This is a genomic window from Streptomyces silvae (assembly GCF_016745505.1).
Classification (GTDB): Bacteria; Actinomycetota; Actinomycetes; order Streptomycetales; family Streptomycetaceae; genus Streptomyces; species Streptomyces silvae.
This window is the reverse complement of sequence record NZ_JAERUC010000170.1, coordinates 21,360-37,801: the sequence shown is the minus strand read 5'-3', so window position 1 is coordinate 37,801 and position 16,442 is coordinate 21,360. Positions and strand designations below refer to the sequence as shown.

Here is a 16,442-nt window from a genome sequence, read left to right as displayed (position 1 = left end):
CCGGGTACGCGTGAAGGGCGGTGGACCCCGGAGGGTTCACCGCCCTTCGGCGTTCACCACCGGTGGCATATGTAGGCGAGGGTGCCCAGCAGCAGCCTGGCCTGCGGGGGAGCGGCGGCCGTGTCCGGCACCGGCGGGCGCAGCCAGCGGACCGGGCCGAGGCCGCCGAGGTCCGACGGGGGAGCGGTGACGTACGCGCCGCGGCCCAGCGCGCGCAGGTCCAGGTCCGCGTCGTCCCAGCCCATCCGGTAGAGCAGCCCGGGCAGCCCGGCCGCGGCCCCGGGGGCGACGAAGAACTGGGTACGGCCGGACGGCGTCACCGACACCGGGCCCAGCGGCAGGCCCATCCGCTCCATCCGCACCAGTGCGCGCCTCCCCGCCGCCTCGGGGACGTCGAGCACGTCGAACGACCGGCCCACGGGGAGCAGCATCGAGGCGCCCGGCACCTCGGCCCAGGCGTCCGTGGCCATGCCGAGGGTGGCGCCCGGCGGCACCTCGTCGGCGAAGTCCAGCGGGTGCGCGCCGGGGGCGGAGCACGCCGTGTCACCGCACGAGCAGACGCCCGCCGAGGCGCGTGCGCCCGGCGCCACCGCCCAGCCCCAGAGTCCTGTGTATTCGGCCACCGCGGTCGCCCCGGCAGCACGGCCGCGCCGTCGCGTGCCGGACCGCATCTCCCGGATGCCGCCGATCGTGAAGCCCATGCCCCCTCCAACGGGTGCGACTCACCGGTGGTTACGACCGGAGTACGGGACGTCCTCCGCCGCCGCGGATCCGCCGGCGCGCGGGGTGGTGTCGCAGGAGTGTGCGAAGTGGACCGCGCGCCCCTGAGTGCTTCACTCCGCTTGCTGCTGATCGCGACCTGTCAAGTGAATCGCGGACTGCGCCGAACGGGTTAACTCGAAGGGGTGGCGAATGGTGGCGTTTCTGCAACGACCCTCGCAGGGGCGGTGATCGTAGGATTACCGTGGGTACTCGAAGCTGCAATTGCATGTGCAGTTGACTATGCCTCGGGCAAATCGCCGATCTGTTCGATAGTGCGCAACGCCCGTACGGGCCGCGCCGGGGCACGGCATTCTGGTAGAGGTTCGCGCGGACAGGTTTCGGCGGGATGGGGGCGTTCCAGTGAGTGGCAGCGGCGCAGGCGAGACGAATGCCGGGAAGCGCCCCAACGGGCAGTTGGGATCGTGGTTCGTCCGGAGCGGCTGGTCGAAGGGCGAGCTCGCCCGCCAGGTGAACCGCCGGGCCCGCCAGCTGGGTGCCCACCACATCAGCACCGACACCTCCCGTGTGCGCCGCTGGCTCGACGGCGAACAGCCCCGCGAACCGATCCCGCGCATCCTCTCCGAGCTCTTCTCCGAGCGCTTCGGCACCGTCGTCTCCGTCGAGGACCTCGGACTGCGCGCCGCCCACCAGGCGCCCTCGGTGGCGGGGGTCGACCTGCCCTGGGCGGGCCCGCAGACCGTCGCCCTGCTCAGCGAGTTCTCCCGCAGCGACCTCATGCTCGCCCGGCGCGGCTTCCTCGGCAGCTCCCTCGCCCTGGCCGCCGGCCCCACCCTCATCGAGCCCATGCAGCGCTGGCTGGTGCCCGTCAGCCGCGCGGGGCAGCCGGAACCCGAGCTGCCGACCGCCGAGAGCCGCCCCTCGCGGCTCTCCGGGCCCGAGCTGGACCTGCTGGAGTCCACCACGGCGATGTTCCGCCAGTGGGACGCCCAGTGCGGCGGCGGACTGCGCCGCAAGGCCGTCGTCGGCCAGCTCCACGAGGTCACCGACCTGCTCCAGGAGCCGCAGCCCCAGGCCACCGCGAAGCGCCTGTTCCGCTGCGCGGCCGAGCTGGCCGAGCTCGCGGGCTGGATGAGCTACGACGTGGGGCTCCAGCCCACCGCCCAGAAGTACTTCGTGCTCGCCCTGCACGCCTCCAAGGAGGCCGGCGACAAGCCCCTCGGCTCGTACATCCTCTCCAGCATGAGCCGCCAGATGATCCACCTCGGCAGGCCCGACGACGCACTCGAACTCATCCATCTCGCGCAGTACGGAAGCCGGGACTGCGCCACCGCGCGGACCCAGTCCATGCTGTATGCGATGGAGGCCCGCGCCTACGCCAACATGGGCCAGCCGAGCAAGTGCAAGCGGGCGGTCCGGATGGCCGAGGACACCTTCGCCGACGCCGCCCTCGACGACGAGCCCGAGCCCGACTGGATCCGCTTCTTCTCCGAGGCGGAGCTGCACGGCGAGAACTCGCACTCCTACCGTGACCTCGCCTATGTCGCCGGCCGCAGCCCCACGTACGCCTCGCTCGCGGAGCCCGTCATGGCCCGCGCCGTCCAGCTCTTCGGCGAGGACAAGGAGCACCAGCGGTCCTTCGCGCTCAATCTGATCGGCATGGCCACCGTGCATCTGCTCAAGCGCGAGCCGGAGGAGTCGACCGTGCTGGCCACCCAGGCCCTGAAGATCGCCAAGAGCGTCCGGTCGGAGCGCGTGAACACCCGGCTCCGCAAGACCGTCGACACCGCTGCCAGGGACTTCGGCGACATTCCCGAGGTCGCCAGGCTCACCGACCTGCTCACCGAGCAGCTGCCGGAGACCGCCGAAGCGGTCTGACACCGGCCCCCTGCCACCGGCCACGACGGCCCCCCGTACCACCCGACTCGGCTCCCCCATTGCCAGGTCAGCGGGTCGCCGTCGTGGCCGGTTCACGTTTCCGGGCGCTCCGGCCGCACCGTATGCGGCGCAGGCAGCATGGTAGGCAGCACAGGGGGCCCGACACCCCCGGTTCATCGGTACGTAACAACCGGCGCTTCTTCGTCACTGCGGTGAAACACCGTGCGGCATTCGTGGAAACCGCGCTGCGCGAATCTCATGGCGCATAACCGGCCCGCACCTTTTCACCGTGGTCCCGCACCCCCGCACGTGGCCGCACCGACGACGAGGAGACGCCGATGCCCCCAGGCATCACGACGCTTGCCGCAGACGCCCCCGAGCTGTCTGCCGCCAACACAGGGTTCATGCTCATCTGCTCCGCGCTGGTGATGCTCATGACCCCGGGTCTGGCCTTCTTCTACGGAGGCATGGTCCGCGTCAAGAGCACTCTGAACATGCTGATGATGAGCTTCATCAGCCTCGGGATCGTCACGATCCTGTGGGTGCTCTACGGATTCAGCCTCGCCTTCGGGACCGATGTCGGCTCCGTCATCGGCTGGAGCTCGGACTTCGTCGGTCTCAGCGGGATCGGCGTCACCGAACTCTGGGACGGCTACACGATCCCGACCTACGTCTTCGCGGTCTTCCAGCTGATGTTCGCCGTGCTCACCCCGGCCCTCATCAGCGGTGCCCTCGCCGACCGCGTCAAGTTCACCTCCTGGGCGCTGTTCATCACGCTCTGGGTCACCGTCGTGTACTTCCCGGTCGCGCACTGGGTCTGGGGCGCCGGCGGCTGGCTCTACGAGCTGGGTGTCATCGACTTCGCCGGCGGTACGGCCGTCCACATCAACGCCGGTGCCGCGGCCCTCGGCGTGATCCTCGTCATCGGCAAGCGGGTCGGCTTCAAGAAGGACCCGATGCGGCCGCACAGCCTGCCGCTCGTCATGCTCGGCGCCGCGCTGCTGTGGTTCGGCTGGTTCGGCTTCAACGCCGGCTCGTGGCTCGGCAACGACGACGGGGTCGGGGCCGTCATGTTCGTCAACACGCAGGTCGCCACCGGTGCGGCGGTCCTCGGCTGGCTCGCCTACGAGAAGATCCGCCACGGCTCCTTCACCACCCTGGGTGCCGCGTCCGGCGCCGTCGCGGGCCTCGTCGCCATCACCCCCGCGGGCGGATCGGTCAGCCCCCTCGGCGCCATCGCCGTCGGTGTGATCGCCGGTGTGCTGTGCGCCATGGCCGTCGGCCTCAAGTACAAGCTCGGCTACGACGACTCCCTGGACGTCGTCGGCGTCCACCTCGTCGGCGGTGTCATCGGCTCGCTCCTGGTCGGCTTCTTCGCCACCGGCGGTGTGCAGTCCGACGCCAAGGGCCTCTTCTACGGGGGCGGGCTCGACCAGCTCGGCAAGCAGGCCGTCGGTGTCTTCGCGGTCCTCGCGTACTCCCTGGTCGTCTCCGCGGTCCTCGCCTTCATCCTGGACAGGACGATCGGGATGCGCGTCTCGGAGGACGACGAGATCTCCGGCATCGACCAGGTCGAACACGCCGAGACGGCGTACGACTTCAGCGGCGCCGGCGGCGGCTCCGCGCCCCGCACCTCGGCCCCGGCCGCAGGCACCGCCGCGGCTCCGACGAACAAGAAGGTGGACGCATGAAGCTCATCACCGCAGTCGTGAAGCCGCACAGGCTGGACGAGATCAAGGAGGCCCTCCAGGCCTTCGGCGTCCAGGGCCTCACGGTCACGGAGGCCAGCGGTTACGGGCGTCAGCGCGGACACACCGAGGTCTACCGTGGTGCCGAGTACACCGTCGACCTCGTCCCGAAGATCCGTATCGAGGTCCTCGTCGAGGACGAGGACGCCGAACAGCTCATCGACGTGGTCGTCAAGGCCGCCCGGACGGGCAAGATCGGTGACGGCAAGGTCTGGAGCGTCCCGGTCGAGACCGCGATCCGCGTACGGACCGGTGAACGCGGCCCGGACGCACTCTGACCGACGGCCCTGTGAACGGAAAGGCAGCTGGGTGACGAGCACCGAAGTGACCACCGAATCAGAGGACTCGGGACCCAGCGGCTACGCGGCGGCCCGGCTGCGTCTCCTCCAGGAGGAGACGTGGTCCGGGCCGCCGCGCCGTGCCGCCCTGGCCCGGCTCACCGACGACTGGCTCACCGGCCTGTTCACCGCCGCCGCCGAACAGGCGGGGGTCCGCGGCGCCGCCCTCGTCGCCGTCGGCGGATACGGCCGCGGCGAGCTCTCCCCGCGCAGCGACCTCGACCTCCTGCTGCTGCACGACGGCAGCGCCGACGCCGGGGCCGTCGCCACCCTCGCCGACCGCATCTGGTACCCCGTCTGGGACCTCGGCCTGGCCCTCGACCACTCCGTACGCACCCCGGGCGAGGCACGCAGGACCGCGGGGGAGGACCTCAAGGTCCAGCTCGGACTGCTCGACGCACGCCCCGTCGCCGGGGACCTCGGCCTCGTCGCCGGGCTGCGGACCGCGATCCTCGCCGACTGGCGCAACCAGGCCCCCAAGCGGCTCCCCGCCCTCGACGAGCTCTGCCGCGAGCGGGCCGGGCGCATGGGCGAGCTCCAGTTCCTCCTGGAACCCGATCTGAAGGAGGCCCGCGGCGGCCTCCGCGACGCCACCGCCCTGCGCGCCGTCGCCGCGTCCTGGGTCGCCGACGCACCCCGCGAAGGCCTCGCGGAAGCCCGCCGTACGCTCCTCGATGCACGCGACGCGCTCCACCTGACCACCGGCCGGGCCACCGACCGCCTCGCCCTGCAGGAGCAGGACCAGGTCGCCGGGGCCCTCGGCCTCCTCGACGCCGACGCCCTGCTGCGCCAGGTGTACGAGGCCGCACGGACCGTCTCGTACGCCACCGACGTCACCTGGCGCGAGGTCAACCGCGTCCTGCGCGCCCGCTCCGTCCGGCCCCGGCTGCGGACCATCCTCGGCGGCGCCAAGCCCACGCCGGAACGCACCCCGCTCGCCGAGGGCGTCGTCGAGGCCGACGGCGAGGTCGTCCTCGCGCGCACCGCCCGCCCCGAACGCGACCCCGTGCTCACCCTCAGGGCCGCCGCCGCGGCGGCCGAGGCCGGACTGCCGCTCTCCCGGCACCTCGTACGCCACCTGGGCGCCGCCGCGCAGCCGCTGCCCGTACCGTGGCCCGCCCAGGCCCGCGAGGAGCTCGTCACCCTGCTCGGCGCCGGCGAGTCCACCGTCGGTGTGTGGGAGGCCCTCGAATCGGAAGGCATCGTCACCCGCCTTCTGCCGGACTGGGAGCGGGTCCACTGCCGCCCGCAGCGCAACCCCGTCCACACCTGGACCGTCGACCGGCACCTCGTCGAGACCGCCGTGCGCGCCTCCCACCTCACCCGCCGCGTCGGCCGCCCCGACCTCCTCCTGATCGCCGCCCTGCTCCACGACATCGGCAAGGGCTGGCCCGGCGACCACTCCGTCGCCGGCGAGGTCATCGCCCGGGACATGGCCGCCCGCATCGGCTTCGACAAGCAGGACGTGGGCGTGGTCGCCACGCTCGTACGCCACCACCTGCTGCTCATCGAGACCGCCACCCGACGCGACCTGGACGACCCCGCGACGGTCCGCTCCGTCGCCACGGCCGTCGGCAGCGCCTCCACCCTGGAACTCCTGCACGCCCTCACCGAGGCCGACGCGCTGGCCACCGGGCCCGCCGCCTGGAGCGCCTGGCGGGCCTCCCTCGTCGCCGACCTGGTCAAACGCGTCGCCGCGCTCCTGGCCGGTGAGGAACCCCCGGCGCCGGAGCCGCTCGCGCCCAACGCCGAACAGGAACGCCTCGCCGTCGAGGCACTGCGCACCGGCGAACCCGTACTGTCCCTGCACACCCGGCCCGAACCGGCCGCCGAGGACGGAGAACCCGAACCCGTCGGCGTCGAGCTCCTCATCGCGCTGCCCGACCGCCCGGGCGTCCTGCCCGCCGCGGCCGGGGTGCTCGCCCTGCACCGCCTCACCGTGCGCGCCGCCGACCTGCGCGCCGTCGAGCTCCCCACCGAGATGGGCGAGTCCGCCGGGCTGCTGGTGCTCAGCTGGCGGGTCGCGGCCGAGTACGGATCACTCCCGCAGGCCGCCCGGCTGCGCGCCGACCTCGTACGCGCCCTGGACGGCTCCCTGGACATCCGGGCCAGGCTCGCCGAACGTGAGGCGGCCTATCCACGGCGGCGCGGGGTGAAGGCCCCGCCCCCCAGGGTGACCGTCGCGGCGGCGGGCTCCCGGCTGGCCACCGTGATCGAGGTCCGCGCCCAGGACGCCCCCGGACTGCTGCACCGGATCGGCCGGGCGCTGGAAACGAGCGCGGTGCGGGTGCGCAGCGCCCATGTCTCCACGCTCGGGGCGAATGCGGTGGACGCCTTCTACGTGACGGACCCCGACGGTGCGCCGCTGGCTCCCGAGCGGGCCGCGGAGGTGGCCGTGCAGGTCGAGAAGGAGCTGGGCTGAGCCCTGGCGCCGGGCCCGGCGGTGAGGCCCTTCGCCGGGCCGCCCGCCGGGCCTTTCGTCACGAGAAACGGGCGAGGGCTTTGTGTTCTCCGGGGTCCGGATACCCTGGAGAGCGACTGACCTGCCACGCCCCCGACCCTGAGGACCGACGAGCGCCGTGTTCGATACTCTCTCCGACCGCCTTAGCGCGACTTTCAAAAACCTCAGGGGCAAGGGCCGCTTGTCCGAGGCGGACATCGACGCCACGGCTCGCGAGATCCGTATCGCCCTGCTCGAGGCCGATGTCGCCCTCCCCGTCGTCCGCGCGTTCATCGCCAACATCAAGGAGCGGGCGCGGGGCGCCGAGGTCTCCCAGGCGCTGAACCCCGCCCAGCAGGTCGTCAAGATCGTCAACGAGGAGCTCGTCGGCATCCTCGGCGGCGAGACCCGGCGGCTCCGGTTCGCCAAGAACCCGCCCACCGTGATCATGCTCGCGGGTCTGCAGGGTGCCGGTAAGACCACCCTCGCCGGAAAGCTCGGCCTCTGGCTCAAGAGCCAGGGCCACTCCCCGCTGCTCGTCGCCTGTGACCTCCAGCGCCCCAACGCCGTCAACCAGCTGAGCGTCGTCGCCGAGCGCGCGGGTGTCGCGGTGTACGCGCCGGAGCCGGGCAACGGCGTCGGTGACCCGGTCAAGGTCGCCCAGGACTCCATCGAGTTCGCCAAGGCCAAGGTCCACGACATCGTGATCGTCGACACCGCCGGCCGCCTCGGCATCGACGAGGAGCTGATGCGGCAGGCCGCGGACATCCGCGACGCCGTCAGCCCCGACGAGATCCTCTTCGTCGTCGACGCCATGATCGGCCAGGACGCGGTCAACACCGCCGAGGCCTTCCGTGACGGCGTCGGCTTCGACGGCGTGGTGCTCTCCAAGCTCGACGGTGACGCCCGCGGTGGCGCCGCCCTGTCGATCGCCCACGTCACGGGCAAGCAGATCATGTTCGCGTCGAACGGTGAGAAGCTCGAGGACTTCGACGCCTTCCACCCCGACCGCATGGCCTCCCGCATCCTCGACATGGGTGACCTGCTCACCCTGATCGAGCAGGCGGAGAAGACCTTCAGCCAGGAAGAGGCCGCCAAAATGGCCTCCAAGCTGGCGTCGAGCAAGGGCAAGGACTTCACGCTCGACGACTTCCTGGCGCAGATGGAGCAGGTCAGGAAGATGGGCTCCATCTCCAAGCTGCTCGGGATGCTGCCCGGCATGGGGCAGATCAAGGAACAGATCAACAACATCGACGAGCGTGACGTCGACCGCATGGCCGCGATCATCAAGTCGATGACCCCGAAGGAGCGCGCCGAGCCGACGATCATCAACGGCTCGCGGCGGGCCCGTATCGCCAAGGGCTCCGGTTCCGAGGTCTCCGCGGTCAAGGGACTCGTCGAGCGGTTCTTCGAGGCCCGCAAGATGATGTCGAAGATGGCCCAGGGCGGCGGCATGCCCGGGATGCCGGGCATGCCCGGCATGGGTGGCGGCCCCGGCCGTCAGAAGAAGCAGGTCAAGCAGGCCAAGGGCAAGCGCAAGAGCGGCAACCCGATGAAGCGCAAGGCCGAGGAGCAGGCCGCGGCGGCCCGTCGCGAGCAGGCGGCGCAGGGCGGCGCGTTCAACCTGCCGGCGCAGGAGGACAAGAACTTCGAGCTGCCGGACGAGTTCAAGAAGTTCATGGGCTGACCGGTCACGGACACGACGGCGAAGGGGCGCCCCGCCCGGCGGGGCGCCCCTTCGCCGTCACATGAGGGCCGCCGTCAGGACACGCACACCAGGTAGCGGAAGACGTTCGGCATCCACACCGTGCCGTCGGGCCGCAGATGCGGATGCAGGGCCTCCGCGACCTCCTTCTCCACCTGCGTACGGTCCGTCGCCCGTATCGCCGTGTCGAACAGCCCGGTCGACAGCAGACCGCGCACCGCGCTGTCCACGTCCGCGTAGCCGAACGGGCAGGACACCCGGCCCGAGCCGTCGGGCTTCAGCCCGGCCCGCGCCGCCACCTCCTCCAGGTCGTCCCGGAGCGCCGGCCGCCAGCCGCTCCCGGAGCGCGGCGCGCGCGCCGACTCCGTGAGCCGGGCCGCCACCCGCAGCACCGGGGCCGTGGCGCACCGCTCGGGCGGCCCCCAGCCGGCCAGCACCACCGTGGCGCCGCGTACGGCCAGCGGCACCGCGGACGCCAGCGCGGGCGCGAGCCCCTCGGAGTCACCGGCCGCACAGCCGATCGGCTGGAAGGCGGTCAGCAGGTTGTACGGAGCCTCACCGTCCGGGACGGCCGCCGGCATGCTGCCGAGGAGCCTCGCCCGCGGATCCGTACGGCCGGGGCCCGCGTCCTGGCCCTGCCCGGACGCGAGGCGCTCGCGCGCCAGGGCGAGCCGTTCGCGGTCGGTGTCGACGCCGGTGACGCGCGCCCCGCGCGAGGCCGCGATCAGCAGCGCGAGCCCGGAACCGCAGCCGAGGGAGAGCATCCGCGTACCGCCTCCGACTTCGAGGCGCTCGTACACCGCCTCGTAGAGCGGTGCCAGCATGCGCTCCTGGATCTCGGCCCAGTCACGGGCGCGGGTACCGGCGTCCACCGGGGCGGACGAATCCGCGTACCTGTGGTGCCGGACGAGCGTAGGTGTCATGGAATGCGCCCCAATCCGCCGTGAGGTCGGTCGTGCCCGAGTGAGGTCCCCCATGTCTATGTGCTGTGTATGTGCGCCCACAGCCCCCGTATGTCAGAGAACTCCGCATCGGCGGTCCCGTCCAGAGGTCGGACGGGGTGGGATGGCATTGCTTGCGTGCTCCGGTCGTGCGCCCCCGGCGCCGCGTGTCCGGTACGGCCGCCGGGAACAGCACGCCTGCTGCTCGCTTCCTCACAGTCTTACCCGACACGCGTGGCGCAGCACGTCGAGCGCCCCGCGCGCGGTCCGCGACCCGCCGTGCGACCGGTGTGCGGCCGCCCTTCCGTGCCGGGTACTGTCACCCGCGGGGCGCCCGTCCACGCCGGTGCGTACGCGTTGCTACGTACCAGCTTGGTGCGAGCTGTGAGACTTCCTCCGCTGATCTGCGCACCCGCCCTCGTCCGGACGCATCAAGGGCAACTGACTGGTACGTGCAAATTATTTGGGATGCCCCGGAATAGGAACACCGGAGCACTCAGGCTCGTTGTCACGACGTGAGCACGACACCACCTGTACTTGCCGCAGAGCTGGCACAGGCGTGGGCCGACATTCAGCGGTACCACCCCGAGCTGCCCGATCTTGCCGCGCCAGAGTCCCTGATCGGAGAGTCCTCGTCCGCCTGTGGCGCCGAGCTCTCCTTCGAACGGCTGCTCCATGAGGCAGTCCACGGCATCGCCGCCGCGAGAGGTGTCCGCGACACCTCCCGCGCCGGCCGCTACCACAACCGACGCTTCCTCGCGATCGCCGAGGAGCTGGGCCTCGATCATGCCGAGGAGCCCCACCCCAGCAGCGGATTCTCGCTGGTGACCCTGAATCCCGAGGCCAAACGCAGATACCGCCCGACCACCGAACGGCTGCAGCGGGCGCTCAAGGCGCACACCGTGGCCACCGCGGCGGACACCAAGCGCTCGTTCCGCGGTCCCGCCGCGCGGCACGGCTCGTCCGGGGGAGGGGTGCGGGTCAAGGCCGTCTGCGACTGCGGGCGCAACGTCCGCGTCGTCCCCTCGGTCCTCGCGCAGGCGCCGATCGTCTGCGGCGGCTGCGGCAAGCCCTTCCGCATCCCGGAAGCGGCGGTCGCGGTGGGGTGACCCGATGTGGTGTGGCACAATGGTCAGCTGTACTCGACAGTCGCACAGGACCCCTCTCTCCTCCGGCTGACGCGTCCATCGGGCACCCGAGTACCGCAACCCCACGTGGCATCTTTTGTGCCCAACCACGTCAGAGACCAGGAGACACCACTTCCGTGGCAGTCAAGATCAAGCTGAAGCGTCTGGGCAAGATCCGTTCGCCTCACTACCGCATCGTCGTCGCCGACTCCCGTACCCGCCGTGACGGCCGGGCCATCGAGGAGATCGGCCTGTACCACCCGGTGCAGAACCCCTCCCGCATCGAGGTCAACTCGGAGCGCGCGCAGTACTGGCTGTCCGTCGGCGCCCAGCCGACCGAGCCCGTCCTCGCGATCCTGAAGCTCACCGGTGACTGGCAGGCCCACAAGGGCCTCCCGGCCCCCGCGCCGCTGCTGCAGCCGGAGCCCAAGGCTGACAAGCGCGCCCTGTTCGAGGCCCTGGCCACGGACGGCGACGAGGCCAAGGGTGAGGCCATCACCCAGAAGGCCAAGAAGTCGGACAAGAAGGCGGACGAGGCGGCTGACGCTGCCGCGTCCACCGAGTCGACCGAGGCCTGAGCATGCTCGAGGAGGCTCTTGAGCACCTCGTGAAGGGCATCGTCGACAACCCCGACGATGTGCAGGTCGCCTCGCGTGACCTGCGCCGTGGACGCGTGCTCGAGGTCCGGGTTCACCCCGACGACCTCGGCAAGGTGATCGGCCGTAACGGCCGCACCGCACGCGCCCTGCGTACCGTCGTGGGTGCCATCGGCGGACGTGGGATCCGTGTCGACCTCGTCGATGTGGACCAGGTTCGCTGAAAGAGTTGAACACCGGCCGGGGCCGGGGAGGGCTTTCGAGCCGTCCCCGGCCTTTGTCGTCCGTACATCACCGCCTCCTCAGCAAGAGATCACCGGGAGAAGTAGCGTGCAGTTGGTAGTTGCGCGGATCGGTCGCGCCCATGGCATCAAGGGCGAGGTCACCGTCGAGGTGCGCACCGACGAGCCCGAGCTCCGGCTCGGGCCCGGGGCCGTGCTGGCCACGGAGCCCGCCGAGGCGGGGCCGCTGACGATCGAGACCGGCCGGGTGCACAGCGGCAGGCTGCTGCTGCGCTTCGAGGGCGTGCGGGACCGCACGGCCGCCGAGGCGCTGCGCAACATCCTGCTGATCGCCGAGGTCGACCCGGAGGAACTGCCCGAGGATCCCGAGGAGTTCTACGACCACCAGCTGATGGACCTCGACGTCGTCCTCGCCGACGGCACCGAGATCGGCCGGATCACCGAGATCACGCACCTGCCGTCGCAGGACCTGTTCATCGTGGAACGGCCGGACGGCAGCGAGGTGATGATCCCCTTCGTCGAGGAGATCGTCAGCGAGATCGACCTGGAGGAGCAGCGGGCCGTCATCACCCCGCCTCCCGGCCTCATCGACGAGAGCGAGGCCGTGATCGCCTCCACGCGCGACGAGGACGGTTCCGGCGAGGACGGCTCCGAGGACGACGCCGCGGGTGAAGCGAAGAAGGGCGACGCGTGATGCGGCTCGACGTCGTCACGATCTTCCCCGAGTACCTGGAACCCCTGAACGTCTCGCTGGTCGGCAAGGCGCGCGCCCGCGGCCGTCTCGACGTACACGTCCACGACCTGCGGGACTGGACGTACGACCGGCACAACACGGTGGACGACACCCCCTACGGCGGCGGCCCGGGCATGGTCATGAAGACCGAGCCCTGGGGCGAGGCCCTGGACGAGGCGCTGGCCGACGGTTACGAGGCCGGGGCGCACTCCCCGGTGATCGTGGTGCCCACCCCCAGCGGCAGGCCCTTCACCCAGGAACTGGCCGTCGAGCTCTCGGAACGGCCGTGGCTGGTCTTCACGCCCGCCCGCTACGAGGGCATCGACCGCAGGGTGATGGACGAGTACGCGACCCGGCTGCCGGTCATCGAGGTGTCCATCGGGGACTACGTCCTGGCCGGCGGGGAAGCCGCCGTCCTGGTGATCACCGAGGCCGTGGCGCGGCTGCTGCCCGGGGTGCTCGGCAACGCCGAGTCGCACCGCGACGACTCCTTCGCGCCCGGCGCCATGGCGGACCTGCTCGAAGGGCCGGTCTACACGAAGCCGCCCGAGTGGCGGGGGCGCGGCATTCCCGAGGTGCTGCTCAGCGGCCACCACGGCCGGATCGCGCGCTGGCGACGGGACGAGGCCTTCCGCCGTACCGCGCTCCACCGGCCGGACCTCATCGAGCGCTGCGACGCCTCCGGCTTCGACAAGAAGGACCGTGAGATGCTCTCGATCCTCGGCTGGTCCCCGGCCTCCGACGGGCGATTTTGGCGCAGGCCCGAGGCCGTGGAAGAATAGGCCCGCTGTACGTCCGGCGTGCGCCCCTGCCACAGGGGGAAAGACGCCCGCCCGATGTCATCAGCATCCGAACTTCACTCTCTCCCGTCGATGACCTGTGGCATCGGCGAAGAAAGCAGACCACATGACTTCCCTGCTCGATGGCGTCAACGCCGCTTCGCTCCGTACCGACCTCCCGGCGTTCCGCCCCGGTGACACGGTCAACGTCCACGTGCGCGTGATCGAGGGCAACCGCTCCCGTATCCAGCAGTTCAAGGGCATCGTCATCCGTCGCCAGGGCTCGGGCATCAGCGAGACCTTCACGGTCCGCAAGGTCTCCTTCAGCGTCGGCGTCGAGCGCACCTTCCCGGTGCACAGCCCGATCTTCGAGAAGATCGAGCTCGTCACCCGCGGTGACGTCCGTCGCGCCAAGCTGTACTTCCTCCGTGAGCTCCGCGGCAAGGCCGCGAAGATCAAGGAGAAGCGCGACCGCTGATTCACCTCCGGCGTCCACAGCGCGGCCGGATAGAATCCGGCTCCGATGGACACGGAAGCACAGCACATGGAGCGCGATCGCTCCTCCGACCCGGCAGACGGGACGGAGGAGGGGTCGCGCTTCACGCATGTCCGGAAACGGACGGGGGCGTCGCTCTCCTGGCGGCGGACCGTCTTCCTGGGCATGCTCTGCACGGTCGCCCTGCTGCTCTTCAGCGCGTTCGTGCTGCAGCCCTTCCTCATCCCCAGTGGCTCGATGCAGCCCACGCTGCGCGTCGGGGACCGGGTCCTGGTCAACAAACTGGCGTACCGTTTCGGCTCGGAGCCCCGGCGCGGCGATGTGGTGGTCTTCGACGGCACCGGATCCTTCGTGCAGGAGACGGCGACCGGCGGGAACGCACTCGGCGCGCTGCTGCACGGGGCGGCCGCGTCCCTGGGACTGGCCGAACCCGCCGGGTCCGACTTCGTGAAGCGGGTGGTGGGCGTGGGGGGCGACCGGGTGGTCTGCTGCGACGAGCGGGGGAGGCTCGAGGTGAACGGTGCGCCGGTCGCCGAGGAGTATCTGCACCCCGGTGACGATCCGTCCGACGTCTCCTTCGACATCGTGGTGCCCCAGGGCAGGCTCTGGATGATGGGGGACCACCGCAGCAACTCGCGGGACTCCCGGGACCACCTGGGGCAGCCCGGGGGCGGCATGGTGCCCGTCGAGCGCGTGATCGGACGGGTCGACTGGCTCGGCTGGCCGCTCGGCAGGCTGGGCTCCCTGGAGGGCACCGACGCCTTCACCGGCATACGGCCGGCGGACGCCGACCATGGGTAACCGGGGGCGCAGGCGCGGAGCACCGGACACGGACCCGTCGCTGCCCACCGGGTCGAGGCCGACCACGAGCCGCTCACTGCCCACCCGGGCGGAGCGCCGCAAGCTGGCCCGTAAGGTCAAACGCCGCAGACGCCGGTCCGCGATCAAGGAGATACCCCTCCTCGTCCTGGTGGCGCTGCTGATCGCGCTCGTACTCAAGACCTTCCTCGTCCAGGCCTTCGTGATCCCCTCCGGATCGATGGAGCAGACCATCCGGATCGGGGACCGGGTGCTGGTCGACAAGCTGACCCCCTGGTTCGGGTCCGAACCCCGGCGTGGTGACGTCGTCGTGTTCAAGGACCCCGGGGGCTGGCTGCAACAGGAGACCACCGCCACCGAGGACCCTCCCGCCGGGGTCAAACAGATCAAGGAACTGCTGACCTTCATCGGGCTGCTGCCCTCCGAGGACGAGCAGGACCTGATCAAGCGGGTGGTGGCCGTCGGGGGCGACACCGTGAAGTGCTGCGGCACCGACGGACGGATCACGGTCAACGGGGTGGCGCTCGACGAGCCGTACCTGAACCCCGGTGATGTGCCCTCCACTCTCAAATTCGAGGTAAAGGTTCCCGAGGGCCGGATCTTCGTGATGGGTGACCACCGTTCGAATTCCGCGGACTCGCGGTTCCACCTCGACAAGCCGGGACAGGGCACGGTGTCGGAGGACGAGGTCGTCGGGCGGGCCGTGGTGATCGCCTGGCCGTTCGGGCACTGGCGCCGGCTGGAGGAGCCGGGAACGTACGCCTCCGTCCCCGAGGGGAGCGCCGGAGCGACGGCCGGGAGGGTCCCGTCGAATAGTGTGTCCTCCCAGGATCGCAACGGAATGGTCCTGCTCCCGACCCCTGCGGAACTCCCGCTCGTTATGGGAGTGGTGGGCCTGCGCCGAATCGGGCGCGGGCGGTGGCACGGAGTGAGGAGTGGATGTGGGGGATTTGGCGGTCGGCGCACGATCCGGACACGACGAACCCGAGGACCGGCCTTCGAGCGACGGGGTCCCGGTGGATGCGGAGAGTGACGGCGAGTCCCCGGGCGGTGGCAGTACGGCGGCGAAGAAGCCGCGCTCGTTCTGGAAGGAGCTGCCGCTCCTCATCGGTATCGCGCTCATTCTCGCGCTGCTGATCAAGACGTTCCTTGTACAGGCGTTCTCCATCCCCTCGGACTCCATGCAGAACACCCTGCAGCGGGGCGACCGGGTGCTCGTCGACAAGCTGACGCCGTGGTTCGGCTCGGAGCCGGAGCGCGGGGAGGTCGTGGTCTTCCACGACCCGGGCGGCTGGCTCGAGGACACCGCGACGCCCGAGCCCAACGCGGTGCAGAAGTTCCTGAGCTTCATCGGACTGATGCCGTCCGCCGAGGAGAAGGACCTGATCAAGCGGGTCATCGCCATCGGCGGCGACACCGTCGAGTGCAAGAAGAACGGGCCGGTGACGGTCAACGGCAAGGCGCTGGACGACAAGTCGTTCATCTTCGAGGGCAACAGTGCCTGTGACGACGAGCCGTTCGGGCCGATCCACGTGCCCGAGGGCCGGATCTGGGTGATGGGCGACCACCGGCAGAATTCGCTTGACTCCCGTTACCACCAGGAGCTGCCCGGTCAGGGCACCGTCTCCACGGACGAGGTGGTCGGGCGGGCCGTGGTCGTGGCCTGGCCCATCAACCGCTGGGCGACCCTGCCGGTGCCCAAGACGTTCGACCAGCCCGGGCTGAACGCGGCCGCCGCGGCGGCCGTTCCCGGTGCACTGGGTGTAGCCGGAGCGCTGCCCCTCGTGTTCTGGCGTCGCCGCAGGCTGACCCACGGGCATACCGCCGGGTAGGGTGCCGACTCGGATCAGCGATTGTCGATCTCCGATGGGGGAGCGCTG

The 16,442-nt window shown here is 70.9% G+C and carries 16 protein-coding genes; 14 read left to right on the top strand and 2 right to left on the bottom strand.

What is annotated here, in order from left to right; all coding sequences use genetic code 11:
* Nucleotides 1-53: 53 nt before the first annotated feature.
* A complete protein-coding gene (locus JKV81_RS26800) occupies nt 54-701 on the bottom strand; it encodes a bifunctional DNA primase/polymerase (RefSeq protein WP_129265662.1) in 648 nt (215 codons plus the stop codon).
* 421 nt (nt 702-1,122) lie between these two features.
* Between JKV81_RS26800 and nsdA the strand changes: the two genes are divergently transcribed.
* The 5 genes from nsdA to ffh all read left to right on the top strand — a co-directional run bounded on the left by nsdA (nt 1,123) and on the right by ffh (nt 8,811).
* Entirely contained in the window at nt 1,123-2,598 is a 1,476-nt protein-coding gene (gene nsdA, locus JKV81_RS26795) for a transcriptional repressor NsdA (RefSeq protein ID WP_129265663.1), read from the top strand.
* A 338-nt stretch (nt 2,599-2,936) separates the two neighbouring features.
* On the top strand, nt 2,937-4,289 hold the full coding sequence (locus JKV81_RS26790) for an ammonium transporter (RefSeq protein ID WP_099177598.1): 1,353 nt from the start codon (nt 2,937-2,939) through the stop codon (nt 4,287-4,289).
* Nucleotides 4,286-4,624, top strand: a complete 339-nt coding sequence (locus JKV81_RS26785) for a P-II family nitrogen regulator (RefSeq protein ID WP_014048583.1) — start codon at nt 4,286-4,288, stop codon at nt 4,622-4,624. Before JKV81_RS26790 ends, JKV81_RS26785 begins: the two co-directional genes overlap by 4 nt.
* A 31-nt stretch (nt 4,625-4,655) precedes the next feature.
* The gene (locus JKV81_RS26780) at nt 4,656-7,106 is read left to right on the top strand and encodes a [protein-PII] uridylyltransferase (RefSeq protein ID WP_202078173.1); all 2,451 of its coding nucleotides are present in this window, start codon (nt 4,656-4,658) and stop codon (nt 7,104-7,106) included.
* A 157-nt stretch (nt 7,107-7,263) separates the two neighbouring features.
* On the top strand, nt 7,264-8,811 hold the full coding sequence (gene ffh, locus JKV81_RS26775; RefSeq protein ID WP_124274899.1) for a signal recognition particle protein: 1,548 nt from the start codon (nt 7,264-7,266) through the stop codon (nt 8,809-8,811).
* Nucleotides 8,812-8,885: 74 nt separating this feature from the next.
* Here the strand turns inward: ffh and JKV81_RS26770 are convergent, their stop codons facing one another.
* Nucleotides 8,886-9,752, bottom strand: coding sequence for a methyltransferase domain-containing protein (locus JKV81_RS26770; RefSeq protein WP_202078171.1), 867 nt, complete (start codon nt 9,750-9,752; stop codon nt 8,886-8,888).
* Nucleotides 9,753-10,285: 533 nt separating this feature from the next.
* Here JKV81_RS26770 and JKV81_RS26765 point away from each other — a divergent pair.
* The 9 genes from JKV81_RS26765 to lepB (JKV81_RS26725) all read left to right on the top strand — a co-directional run bounded on the left by JKV81_RS26765 (nt 10,286) and on the right by lepB (JKV81_RS26725) (nt 16,394).
* Nucleotides 10,286-10,879: a hypothetical protein gene (locus JKV81_RS26765; RefSeq protein WP_003965961.1), complete on the top strand. Its 594-nt coding sequence runs from the start codon at nt 10,286-10,288 to the stop codon at nt 10,877-10,879.
* Nucleotides 10,880-11,034: 155 nt separating this feature from the next.
* Nucleotides 11,035-11,475, top strand: coding sequence for a 30S ribosomal protein S16 (rpsP, locus tag JKV81_RS26760; protein WP_099177594.1), 441 nt, complete (start codon nt 11,035-11,037; stop codon nt 11,473-11,475).
* Nucleotides 11,476-11,477: 2 nt separating this feature from the next.
* Nucleotides 11,478-11,717 carry an RNA-binding protein gene (locus JKV81_RS26755; RefSeq protein ID WP_014153811.1) on the top strand — a complete coding sequence of 80 codons (240 nt, stop codon included), beginning with the start codon at nt 11,478-11,480 and terminating at the stop codon, nt 11,715-11,717.
* Between the two features lie 106 nt (nt 11,718-11,823).
* Nucleotides 11,824-12,429: a ribosome maturation factor RimM gene (rimM, locus tag JKV81_RS26750; protein ID WP_129265665.1), complete on the top strand. Its 606-nt coding sequence runs from the start codon at nt 11,824-11,826 to the stop codon at nt 12,427-12,429.
* On the top strand, nt 12,429-13,250 hold the full coding sequence (gene trmD, locus JKV81_RS26745) for a tRNA (guanosine(37)-N1)-methyltransferase TrmD (protein ID WP_129267137.1): 822 nt from the start codon (nt 12,429-12,431) through the stop codon (nt 13,248-13,250). Before rimM ends, trmD begins: the two co-directional genes overlap by 1 nt.
* A gap of 124 nt (nt 13,251-13,374) precedes the next feature.
* Nucleotides 13,375-13,725 (top strand): 50S ribosomal protein L19, encoded by a 351-nt coding sequence (rplS, locus tag JKV81_RS26740; protein WP_033304056.1) that lies wholly within the window; start codon nt 13,375-13,377, stop codon nt 13,723-13,725.
* Nucleotides 13,726-13,770: 45 nt separating this feature from the next.
* Nucleotides 13,771-14,544 carry a signal peptidase I gene (gene lepB / locus JKV81_RS26735; RefSeq protein WP_129265666.1) on the top strand — a complete coding sequence of 258 codons (774 nt, stop codon included), beginning with the start codon at nt 13,771-13,773 and terminating at the stop codon, nt 14,542-14,544.
* On the top strand, nt 14,537-15,595 hold the full coding sequence (gene lepB, locus JKV81_RS26730; protein WP_124274903.1) for a signal peptidase I: 1,059 nt from the start codon (nt 14,537-14,539) through the stop codon (nt 15,593-15,595). Before lepB (JKV81_RS26735) ends, lepB (JKV81_RS26730) begins: the two co-directional genes overlap by 8 nt.
* Nucleotides 15,513-16,394 carry a signal peptidase I gene (lepB, locus tag JKV81_RS26725; RefSeq protein WP_129267138.1) on the top strand — a complete coding sequence of 294 codons (882 nt, stop codon included), beginning with the start codon at nt 15,513-15,515 and terminating at the stop codon, nt 16,392-16,394. Before lepB (JKV81_RS26730) ends, lepB (JKV81_RS26725) begins: the two co-directional genes overlap by 83 nt.
* Nucleotides 16,395-16,442 lie beyond the last annotated feature (48 nt).